General features: G+C 49.4%; 12 protein-coding genes. 5 read left to right on the plus strand and 7 right to left on the minus strand.

Annotated elements, in window-relative coordinates:
• Window positions 1-56: 56 nt before the first annotated feature.
• The 5 genes from U9S71_RS03450 to U9S71_RS03470 all read left to right on the plus strand — a co-directional run bounded on the left by U9S71_RS03450 (window position 57) and on the right by U9S71_RS03470 (window position 2,340).
• Complete coding sequence (locus U9S71_RS03450) at window positions 57-311, plus strand: hypothetical protein (RefSeq protein ID WP_326325256.1); 255 nt, start codon at window positions 57-59, stop codon at window positions 309-311.
• Between the two features lie 149 nt (window positions 312-460).
• A complete protein-coding gene (locus tag U9S71_RS03455; protein WP_326325258.1) occupies window positions 461-829 on the plus strand; it encodes a response regulator in 369 nt (122 codons plus the stop codon).
• A gap of 15 nt (window positions 830-844) precedes the next feature.
• Window positions 845-1,042, plus strand: coding sequence for a hypothetical protein (locus tag U9S71_RS03460; RefSeq protein WP_326325260.1), 198 nt, complete (start codon window positions 845-847; stop codon window positions 1,040-1,042).
• Between the two features lie 19 nt (window positions 1,043-1,061).
• Window positions 1,062-1,310: a MarR family transcriptional regulator gene (locus U9S71_RS03465; RefSeq protein ID WP_326325261.1), complete on the plus strand. Its 249-nt coding sequence runs from the start codon at window positions 1,062-1,064 to the stop codon at window positions 1,308-1,310.
• Entirely contained in the window at window positions 1,270-2,340 is a 1,071-nt protein-coding gene (locus U9S71_RS03470; RefSeq protein ID WP_326325262.1) for a DNA topoisomerase IB, read from the plus strand. Before U9S71_RS03465 ends, U9S71_RS03470 begins: the two co-directional genes overlap by 41 nt.
• On the opposite strand, the gene U9S71_RS03475 is transcribed toward U9S71_RS03470, so the two are convergent.
• The 7 genes from U9S71_RS03475 to U9S71_RS03505 form a co-directional block, all read right to left on the minus strand.
• Complete coding sequence (locus tag U9S71_RS03475) at window positions 2,337-3,434, minus strand: AI-2E family transporter (RefSeq protein ID WP_326325263.1); 1,098 nt, start codon at window positions 3,432-3,434, stop codon at window positions 2,337-2,339. The genes U9S71_RS03470 and U9S71_RS03475 overlap by 4 nt on opposite strands.
• Before the next feature lie 7 nt (window positions 3,435-3,441).
• The gene (locus U9S71_RS03480; protein WP_326325265.1) at window positions 3,442-3,690 is read right to left on the minus strand and encodes a Rho termination factor N-terminal domain-containing protein; all 249 of its coding nucleotides are present in this window, start codon (window positions 3,688-3,690) and stop codon (window positions 3,442-3,444) included.
• Window positions 3,691-3,932: 242 nt separating this feature from the next.
• On the minus strand, window positions 3,933-6,422 hold the full coding sequence (locus tag U9S71_RS03485) for a heavy metal translocating P-type ATPase (protein ID WP_326325267.1): 2,490 nt from the start codon (window positions 6,420-6,422) through the stop codon (window positions 3,933-3,935).
• Window positions 6,423-6,506: 84 nt separating this feature from the next.
• Window positions 6,507-7,025, minus strand: coding sequence for a helix-turn-helix domain-containing protein (locus tag U9S71_RS03490; RefSeq protein WP_436410299.1), 519 nt, complete (start codon window positions 7,023-7,025; stop codon window positions 6,507-6,509).
• A gap of 96 nt (window positions 7,026-7,121) precedes the next feature.
• The gene (locus U9S71_RS03495) at window positions 7,122-7,619 is read right to left on the minus strand and encodes a hypothetical protein (RefSeq protein WP_326325269.1); all 498 of its coding nucleotides are present in this window, start codon (window positions 7,617-7,619) and stop codon (window positions 7,122-7,124) included.
• Between the two features lie 136 nt (window positions 7,620-7,755).
• A complete protein-coding gene (locus tag U9S71_RS03500; RefSeq protein WP_326325271.1) occupies window positions 7,756-8,154 on the minus strand; it encodes a VOC family protein in 399 nt (132 codons plus the stop codon).
• Between the two features lie 54 nt (window positions 8,155-8,208).
• On the minus strand, window positions 8,209-10,116 hold the full coding sequence (locus U9S71_RS03505; protein ID WP_326325273.1) for an AAA domain-containing protein: 1,908 nt from the start codon (window positions 10,114-10,116) through the stop codon (window positions 8,209-8,211).
• Between the last annotated feature and the right edge of the window lie 48 nt (window positions 10,117-10,164).

The following is a 10,164-nucleotide window of genomic DNA, read 5'->3' on the forward strand; positions in this document are numbered from 1 at the left end:
ATTTTTCAAACATTTTAATGCTGCCAATTGTCATCTATAGCGAAAGCAAACAAGATATGGCGATAAAGAAAGAGAACGCTTCGCTCACGGCCAACAGTGAAAAACTGCGTAACAAGAAAGACGATAGCCTCATCCGGGTACGAGACGATTTGAAAGAAAAAAAGCAGCAAAAAAACTACGAGGCAGGGATCGATCCGCAAGATGAGCAGCTCCATACCGTGCCTAAGGAGCGCGCGTCTAAAGGCGCCATCAAGCCAGGAGAGGGGAACCGCCTGCAAACGGACAGTAGCCAAGATACACCAGCGAAGTAAACAAAAGTATAATACCGGAAAAATATTATATGGATACGTTCGTACAATCTTTTTGGATACCCAGCGTTATGAAGATAACAGTGGCCAGTTAAACTGCGTAAACTTAATAAACGGATTATCAACTACGTAATTGACCAGTATAGGTGCCCATGAGGAAGAAAATTTTGTATATCGAAGATGATCCGGACATGGCTGATGTTGTCGCGGAAATCATGCAATTTGAAGACTACGAAGTGCTTACGGACAGCGGGAAGGCGATGCATAGGCTTTTAAAAGATAACCATATCGGCCTTATATTAATGGATGAGGGGCTTAGTTGGTGTTGGGGTAGCAGTCTTTGTAAGGAGCTGCGCTCGGATGAGAAGACGGCGAGCATACCGATTATTATGATTTCGGCAGTTCGTGAAATCGACAATATCGCAGCGCACTGTGGAGCTAATGCCTATATCCGTAAGCCATTTGAAATATACGATGTAATCGACGTTGTAAATAACCATTACCCAACCGAGTCACTATGATGAAAACGATATAGTATGAAGAGTGTAAAATCAAATGGCATACCAGCGCGGGGCACTGGTCACCAAGGCGAAATGCTGTATGACAAGGTGAATGAGGGAAGCATCAGCGATAACAAAGGTCAGGAGGAGTCGCGCATGCGGACGCTTGAAAACCTGAGACTAGCGTTGTTTTTTTGCCAGGCACAAGGTCGCATGGCGCGGGGAGAGCAATAACGCACACATACCGCACATAATGACACACCACGCTTGGCAATTGTTGCATGCATTGAGCCGATGGTCCACGGGATCCATTCAGAAGTTTTCCGAGGAGCTGGATATCGATCCGACGGTGATGCACGAGGCCGCCGCGGAACTGCAGGCAGCTGGTTTGCTGGTGGCCTTTCAAATGAAAGACCATAAGCCCTTCGGCAATGCGATGTTGGAAATTACACAAGAAGGACTTGATTTCATCCAAACGCACGAAAACGAAACCAACCCTTAAGCGAAAACGTATCAAGCTTCGTTATTTATTGGATGTGGTGGCCGGCTATGGTCGGGTGCGATGCGGACGGGGTTTCTATTATACGGATGTAGCAGGGAATCGGGTTGCAGATGCAGCGAAGCTCGCGCGATTCCGTGCGCTGGTCATCCCGCCAGGATGGAAAGAGGTGTGGATAAACCCCAGTAAAAAAGGACATCTCCAAGCCACAGGCATCGACGAGGAGGGCCGGAAACAGTATCTGTACCATCCCGAATGGACCAGCGAGCGGCAGGCCAAGAAACTAACAAGAATCGCCGCATTTGGAAAGGTGCTGCCTCGTTTAAGACGGCGGATCGCAACGGATATGCGGTGTAAAGTATTAACGAAAGAAAAGGTGACCGCCATCGCATTAAAAACGACAGAGGAGACATTGATTCGTATTGGCAACGATCAGTATCTTCGCCGGTACGGAAGCCATGGATTGACTACACTCAAAAAGAAACATGTCCGTATCACAGCGGGGGAATCTGTATTTCGGTTTAAGGGCAAAAAGGGGGTGCGACAGGAAATTAAAATAAGAAGCTCCCGATTAGCAAGCCATCTGGAGGCATTAGCCCGATTAAAAGGAGCTTATTTGTTTCAATACGTGGAGGAAAGCGATGGGTCGCCGTGCAGGCTACGGTCTCAAGATGTCAATACATATATCCAAGCGCATGCTGGTGTATCGTTTTCTTCAAAAGATTACCGGACTTGGTACGCCAGTTTCTGGGCCTTCCGTTTTTTCGCCCATTGCAGTGCGTATGCCAGCGAACAGGAATGTCAAGCCAACATCGTATCGGTATTGGATAAGGTTTCTCAACGGTTAGGGAATACGCGTACGGTTTGTAAACAGTATTACGTACCGGATAGCATTGTGCAAGCCTATAAAAACGGCACACTAACCGAGTACCTCGCAACCCTACGAAATGGGGAGCGTATGCTCACCAAGAAAGAAACGGAAAAAGGCCTATTGGCTTTTTTGGAACACGCCGCCACGAAACCTTCCACTTAGTTACTGCGGACGGCCTTACGCTTAAAAACTTGGGTGAGTGATGGTCGCTTTTTTGGGGTATTTGCCGGCCCGATCAGCATGCCGTAGGCTTGGAGCCCCGGCACATTGTCGCAGACTATCTTCACAATACCGATAACCGGAATGGCGAGCGCCATGCCCGCGATGCCCCAAAGGAACTCTCCAGCCACCAAACCCATGATGGTAAATAGGGGGTTGATATTCACCTGCTGGCCAACAACCAGCGGCTCCAATACGTATGTTTGTAAAAACTGTACCGTTAGGTATACCGCAACGATTCCAACGATCATCCCCAAATCACCTCCCTGTACCAACGCAGCAAAAATCGCGATAAGGTTGCCGATTAGATTCCCAAGAAAGGGTACAATCTCGAGAATGCCGCAGATGATAGCAAAGAGTACCGCTCCTTGTAGTCCAACGATCCAAAACCCAATACCATACATCACCCACAACATGGCGATCATGCTAAACAGGCCGGTGAGGTAATGCCCCGAAAGGGCTTCCGACTTTTGGATGATGGCTTGGGCGTTTTTTCTCTTGTCTTGCGGAACAATTCGCAAAAAAAATTGCTTCAGATGGTCGCGATAATACAGGAATAACCAGATATACACGACGATAAGTACCGCATTGACAACAATATTGGCGAGCGAATTTACAAAACTCATCAGTAGCGCATTGGCCTGTCCCGATGCTTGGCTGGTTTGTTCTTCAATCATTTTGTTTTGGTCGTCGATACTGATGCCGACCGTATCGCTTACCCAATCGCGCAGCTCTTTTGCACCACTAGCAAGCCGCTCTTTCATTTCATCAATGCTACTCGTCAACTGGCCTAGTTGCCATGTCAGGATAATGCCTAGCAGGGCAATAGCTCCAATAAACAGCAACACGGCGGTAGCGGATGAGCCCGCCCGGCTCATGCCCTTCCTTTCCAGCCAATCGCTGATACGGACCAACAACATGGCGAGTAGGGCGGCGAGCACAACCGGAATGAGGAAAGGTGCGGCTAAATATAAGGCTGTGGCCGACAACATGGCAATCGCAGCAATATAGGCAAGTTGTTTGGTTTTGGTGTACATGGGGCGTTCAATGATGCCTGATTTTTTCTATCAACTGTTTTTTATTCAACTTGGAATACCCGTCAATGCCGATTTTCTTGGCCTCTTTGGTCAATTCATCCTTCGTGCGCTCATCCAAGTCACTAGCTTTCCCGCCCTTTTTGCTGGCGTTGGGCGTGTTGGCAATGCGGGCAGCCTTTTCTTTGCTCATACCGTCATCGCGCAAGGCTTCGTATTTCTCGTCGTCCTTGATTTGTTTACCGTGATCTTTTACCATGATCTTTTTGTTTTATGATATCCACGACCAAACCGGCTACTCTTTTTCGATATCGTCATTGCCCGACCCCGTTTTCAGGCTTATCCATCGATTTGGAATCTTTCATAAGGTAATCGTTAGAAGATGCGTACTCGTGTATAGGGACTAACACCGAGGTATACCCATATGTTTTGATTAACATTTCTTAGGCAGGCCGACGGGAATCGTACTGCTGTTCGCGCTACGTGTCGTACAGATACTTCTTAATTTTCGACGACCGGCTCGATGCTGAAGCCCGCCTGCTGCACCGTTTCGATGATTTGTTGTACGGAAGCACCGGCAGTTGATACCGTCAATATTTTGTCTTTGTTGTTCGTGTCTACGTCCCAATGCGCAACGCCGTCTAGCCGGTCGAGGTACGGCGTTACTGTGGCCACACAGCCGCCGCAGTTGATGTTTGTTTTAAATTGCAAATGTTGATTGTTGTTTTCCATTTTGTTTGAATTTATAGTCGTTGATGAATCGTTTATTTTTTTCCATTTCAGCCGCAAGCTGTTGCTCACTACACTCACACTACTCAAGGCCATTGCCGCTCCGGCGATCATCGGGTTGAGCAAAAAGCCATAGATGGGGTATAGTATCCCTGCTGCAATCGGGATGCCAATCAGGTTGTAAATGAATGCCCAGAACAGGTTCTGTTTGATGGTCGCCACGGTCTGCCTAGACAACCGTATGGCCTGCGGGATCTTTGTAAGGTCGGATGAAATGATGGTCATTTTTGCCACATCCATCGCAATGTCGCTGCCTTTCCCCATCGCTATGCTTACATCGGCGGTAGCCAGCGCCGTACTGTCGTTGATGCCGTCGCCCACCATGGCCACGGTTTTCCCTTGCCGTTGGAGTTCTTTCACAAAATCCGCTTTATGCTGTGGCAAAACCTCTGCTTTATAATGCGCAATACCTGTTTGCTGCGCAATGGCTTTAGCCGTGGCTTCATTGTCGCCCGTGAGCATGTAGAGCGCGATGCCCATTTCCTGCATTTGTTTGATGGCCGATACGGATGTTTCCTTTATCGTATCCGAAATGGCCAATACGGCCAGCGCATGTGTGCGGTCGGCAAACCAGATGACCGTTTTCGACTGCTTACCCCATTCGTCGGCCTGTTGTTGCAGTTCGGCTGCAATGGAAACGTTATGCTCTACCAGAAGCCTTTTATTGCCCGCAAAATAAGTCTCGCCGTCGTATACCGCTTTCACCCCTTTGCCGGTGATGCTTTCAAATGCGGCCAAATCTACCGCTGTCACGCCGGCGAGGTGATTGATCACTGCGGCTGCCAACGGGTGCTCGGATTGTTTTTCCAGGCTGAACAATACCTGTTTTGCCGTGTCGTCGCCGTTTAGCCATTTGGCGCCGGTTACTTCCGGCTTACCCTCGGTGATGGTCCCGGTCTTGTCTAATACCACGACATCTACCTTTTTCGCCAGCTCCAGGCTTTCGGCATCTTTAATGAGTATACCGTTTTCGGCGCCTTTGCCTACGCCTACCATGATGGCTGTCGGGGTGGCTAGGCCCAACGCGCAGGGACATGCGATAACCAATACGGTGATGGCTGCCAACAACCCGTGTACAACGCCATTATCTCCCCCCAGCGCCACCCATAGGATAAACGTAAGGATGGCGATACCGATCACAATGGGAACGAAAATGCCGGCGATTTTATCGACAAGTTTCTGCACCGGAGCTTTGCTACCCTGCGCATCCTGCACCGTTTTGATGATTTGGGCAAGCATCGTTTCCTTGCCTACTTTCACCGCTTTGAACCGGAAGCTTCCCTTTTGGTTGATGGTGCCGGCGAAGACCTTTTCGTCTGCCTTTTTAAGCACTGGCAGCGGTTCGCCGCTTAGCATGCTTTCGTCCACATACGAGCTGCCGGAGATGACCATTCCATCCACCGCAATCTTTTCACCCGGCTTTACCAACACCACGTCATCCACATGCACGTCCTCAATAGCGGTTTGTTGTTCCCGGCCATCGGCCAACACCAAGGTAACCGTTTTCGGTTGCAGGCCCATCAGTTTCTTGATAGCAGACGAGGTGTTGCCTTTCGCCCGTTCCTCCAATAATTTCCCGAGCAGTATGAATGCAACGATGACCGCTGCGGCTTCGAAGTACACGTGTGCCTCAAGGCCCAGTTCGTGCCAGAACTCGGGCATCAGCATATTAAAAACGCTGAATACATACGCGATACCGGTACTCAAGGCGACCAACGTATCCATGTTGGCTTTGCGGTGCTTGGCCTGCTTCCAGGCGTTGATATAAAAGCCCCGGCCCAACCACAGCACCACGGGCGTAGAAAGCACCCACATGATTTCATTGGCATAAGGCATGTTCATGAAAAACATTCCAATTACCACTACCGGTAAAGAAAGGGCAACAGCCCAGCTCGTTTTCCGTTTTAACGACCGGAATTGCTTCTCGTGGATGGCTTCCAATGTTTCCTGCCGGGTGTCTTCGCTTTCGAGGAGTAAATCATAACCCACTGAGCGGATGGCTTGCTGCAAAGCAAGCGGGTCGGTCAGCGCTGGCTGGTATTCAACAGACAGTGTTGCCGTCGCGAAATTGACCGACGCGTCGACCACCCCCGTGGTTGATTTCGCCATGCTCTCCACGCTGGTCACACAGGATGCGCAGGTCATGTTCAATACCGGGTAGGTTTGTTTTATTGAATTTTTATCTGCTGTTGATGTTGCCATGTCTCACGCTGTTATCGTACCCTACAAAGGTGGCAACTAAATCCGTTCTGGTCGTTGTGGAATTCTGGAATTGTTTTGTAAGATTTACACCTGATCCAGCGGTTTCCGTTTATCTTCTTTGATTTTCTTGAAATGGCTGGGGGTAAGCCCGGTTACCTTTTTGAACTGATTGCTTAGGTAGGCCACACTCGAGTAGTTGAGGCGGTAGGCAATCTCGCTAAGGGTCAGTTCGTCATACACCAATAGTTCCTTCACCTTTTCGATTTTCTGGGCGATAAAATATTTTTCGATGGTAGTGCCTTCCACTTCCGAAAACAGATTGGAAAGGTAGCTGTAATCGTGGTTGAGGGACTGGCTGAGCACATCCGATAGGTTGTATTTCTTATCGCTTTCTCGGTGATGCACCAATTCAATGATGATGGTCTTGATCTGCTCGATGATGCGGCTCTTCCTGTCGTCGATGAGTTCAAACCCCACGCTAGTCAACGCGCCATCCAACGCCTTCCTTTTCTCGCTCGACAATTCATGATCAAGTGTGACCTCGCCCAGTTTTATGCTGTTCGCACCTATGCCAAGTTTGTCCATCTCGTTTTGTACCACCATGATACAACGATTGCAGACCATATTTTTTATGAATAACTTGCTCATTTTGCTAAATATATCAAAGGTACGAAAAGAAAGCGGAGCACATATATATGCTTAAAAAAAGGGCCTGAAATGCGGTCTGCTGGTAAACGGTGAAAACACCCAGGGAATCGATGCGAGGATAATCAATAGGCCAATCGTGTACCATACGGCCATGGTTTTGAATTTGCTAGTGTCCACGGTTTTCCGCTTTGCTTTTACCGAACCGACAGTAATCAACACGACGGCTACGACCATCATCAAACTGTGTTCCATGCCGAAGAAACGAAGGTCCCGCTGGTGGACCGAATCGCTAAAATCCCGAAGGAATTGATTGGCAAAGGGGCTGATGGTGTAGAGCCAGAGGCCCAATATCAGTTGGATGTGGGCGATAGTTGCCGTCCAATGGCGCACAGCATCATCAAACCGGGAAAATTTCCTTTTGGAGAACCAACCGTTGTAGGCGCAACCCAAGGCAATAAGCAACGCAGCCAGCACAAGCCAGCGGACCAATGAATGCGTTGCTAATAGCGTAGGATACATGTCAGCGGCAATATTACGAAATTTATTCACCTGATTCCAGTCATAACGCGAACCGACTGATTTCCGTCGGGTATTGTCGGAGCGAACCAGGGATTTCAAGTCGCATAGCTGGATGTTTGTTCGGGCTGGTTACCGAAACAAACAAATCTGCCAGGATGATCCGGATTTATAATTGCGCCGCCGACGCTGAATCGTAGGCGCCAGCGCTTTTTACAATAAATACCGTTCCGGCGGGGTCTTGAATCCAATGCATATTTTCGGGAAGTTGCTCTATTTCATCGCAGGTTTCAACACCGTGTGCTTGTAGGTGCTTCGCAGCGCTGCCCACATCAGGTACATTCAGTTCCAGCCAGGTTTCGGAATGCGTGTAATTATCCACACAATCCAGCCAAACCTGATTGTTTCCGAATTTCACTTGGTGTGTTCTGGAGACCGTCGGATGGTCTATCGGTTTCTCTTCCACTTCCAACTTCAGAATATCCCTGTAAAAAGCAACCGTCTTTTCGTATTTGCTCTTCGGGATTTTGATTGCGATGTTTATCCCTCCTTCAAATTTTGTTTCCATGTACCGTTTTTTTGCTAAAATAACAAGTTATTTATTAATCACACCTGCCTCCCGTCAACCTTCATTATGCCATTCCCATACATTGTGATGGCTGGCTAAGGAGTCGATATAATCCAGAAATCCACCGTAAAAATCGTGCTGTCCAATGGTGCTGCTGTCTCCAATTACAATCAGTTTTTTCCGGGCACGGGTCATGGCCACATTCATCCGCCTGGTGTCGGCTAGAAAGCCGATTTGCAGTGCTGCATTACTCCTCGTCAAACTGATGTAGATCACGTCTTTTTCTTGGCCTTGGAAGCTGTCAATGGTATTCACTTGCAGCAGTCTTGAATAGGGCCGCAACCTTTCATCCTGCGCGATGATGTCACGTAGATAAAGTGATTGGGCCCGGTACGGCGTGATGATGCCGATGCTTGGAAAGGCTGGGCCTGTAGGCGGGCCAAGGTTTGTGACCAAAGAAACAAGGTGTTTGTGTAAAAAGTGGGCCTCTTCCTTATTGGAGATGGCGTGATCGACGACGGTTTCTTCAAACCCCGCGCCGGCCGTATCGATAAACAAGATCGGGCTGCCATCGCCGGGCAATGTCCAATGGGCTACGGTAGGCGCTGCCTGTAATCGGTCGGCGTAAAAGGCCATGGAGGGGTATTTCATAATCTGGGCATTCATCCTGTACTGTATCTCCAGCATCGATACGTGGGCGGGGTGTTGCGCGACTGATTTTTCGAACAAGGTATGGTATAATCCCCCGGTGGCCTGCCGGTTGGATTTTACCGTCGGGGGCAACTGGCAATGGTCGCCTGCTAGCACAACGCAATCGGCTTTCAAGATAGGGATCCAACAGGCGGGTTCTAGTGCCTGTGCCGCTTCGTCGATGATAACGGTCTGGTACCGTCTATCGCGAATGGTGTAATGGTTGGCGCCCACTAAGGTCGCGGTAATCACCTGCGCCCTGTTCAATACATCCTGCACTATATAATCCAGTAGCTGATCAACCTCTTTCCGGATTTTATGAGCTTCGTCAAAAAGCGCTTTCCGCTGCTCCCGCTCGGCCTTTCCGAAATTGCGTTTGTATTTATGCGCCATGTCGATATAGGTTCGGGCTTGCTTCTCAAGGGTTCTGATCGTCTTACGGGAGGTGTGGCTGTCCACCCGGTCATCCAATGTGAGTTCTTGTAAGTGATCGGAAACCTTTACCGGGTTTCCAATGCGGACTACCGATACGCCGGCCGCGTCAAGGCGTTCGGTCAATACGTCTACGGCCGTATTGCTCGGCGCGACGACGAGGAGCTGTTGGGGTCGCTGCTTCAAGAGCGCTTGCACCGCATAGACCAGCGTCGTCGTTTTACCCGTGCCGGGAGGCCCGTGCAAGATGGATAGGGGGCTTTCATCCAATATATGAGCTATCGCCTTGTTCTGGCTGGGGTTCAGGTTGCCGTTTTCATAGACGGGGTTGGGCGCAGGCTCGCGAACATCGGTTTCGCGCAGGAGCTGCCTCACCAGGTTGCCTTGTTTTTTATCGGTAAGCGCGAGGCTGGCTTCATGCAGTGCACGATGCATTTCTTTGTATGAATTTTCATCAAACAGCAGGTCGACCCCGAGCCTGCCCCCGCGGCTCCATGCTGGAAGTTCGTCTACCCGAAACGAAATCCGCATAGCGTCACGACCGGCAAATGCCACGACCCCCTGAAGTCGATCTTCCCGGGGATTATGGTTTGAAAACAAGGCAACCGGCATGCCGAACCTGAATCGATGACCTTCTTCGGGGTGGTTGTTTTTGCTTACCGTGATGGTCAGGTAATCACCCCGCCCTAATTCGCTATTGGTGATGGCAATGGGAAACCAAGTAACGCCAAGCGTAGTCCGTTCCCGAACGGAACGCTGCAGCAGCAGTGCTTCATGCTGGGCTTTATCAAAAGCCTGTTCCTGATCCAACAACATTGCTAACTCGTTAAAATATTTCATAACATTGTTGTCCGGTAAACCCGGGATTTAGTTTTATTTGTCAGTCCC

Source organism: Parapedobacter flavus (genome assembly GCF_035818675.1).
In the GTDB taxonomy this organism is placed as follows: Bacteria; Bacteroidota; Bacteroidia; order Sphingobacteriales; family Sphingobacteriaceae; genus Parapedobacter; species Parapedobacter flavus.

Excerpts from the sequence above, each read along its gene's own strand:
- U9S71_RS03450 (WP_326325256.1), top strand. The coding sequence starts at position 57 with ATGGCGATAAAGAAAGAGAACGCTTCGCTCACGGCCAACAGTGAAAAA.
- U9S71_RS03455 (WP_326325258.1), top strand. The coding sequence starts at position 461 with ATGAGGAAGAAAATTTTGTATATCGAAGATGATCCGGACATGGCTGAT.
- U9S71_RS03460 (WP_326325260.1), top strand. The coding sequence starts at position 845 with ATGAAGAGTGTAAAATCAAATGGCATACCAGCGCGGGGCACTGGTCAC.
- U9S71_RS03465 (WP_326325261.1), top strand. The coding sequence starts at position 1,062 with ATGACACACCACGCTTGGCAATTGTTGCATGCATTGAGCCGATGGTCC.
- U9S71_RS03475 (WP_326325263.1), bottom strand. The coding sequence starts at position 3,434 with ATGTACACCAAAACCAAACAACTTGCCTATATTGCTGCGATTGCCATG.
- U9S71_RS03480 (WP_326325265.1), bottom strand. The coding sequence starts at position 3,690 with ATGGTAAAAGATCACGGTAAACAAATCAAGGACGACGAGAAATACGAA.
- U9S71_RS03485 (WP_326325267.1), bottom strand. The coding sequence starts at position 6,422 with ATGGCAACATCAACAGCAGATAAAAATTCAATAAAACAAACCTACCCG.
- U9S71_RS03490 (WP_436410299.1), bottom strand. The coding sequence starts at position 7,025 with ATGGTGGTACAAAACGAGATGGACAAACTTGGCATAGGTGCGAACAGC.
- U9S71_RS03500 (WP_326325271.1), bottom strand. The coding sequence starts at position 8,154 with ATGGAAACAAAATTTGAAGGAGGGATAAACATCGCAATCAAAATCCCG.
- U9S71_RS03505 (WP_326325273.1), bottom strand. The coding sequence starts at position 10,116 with ATGAAATATTTTAACGAGTTAGCAATGTTGTTGGATCAGGAACAGGCT.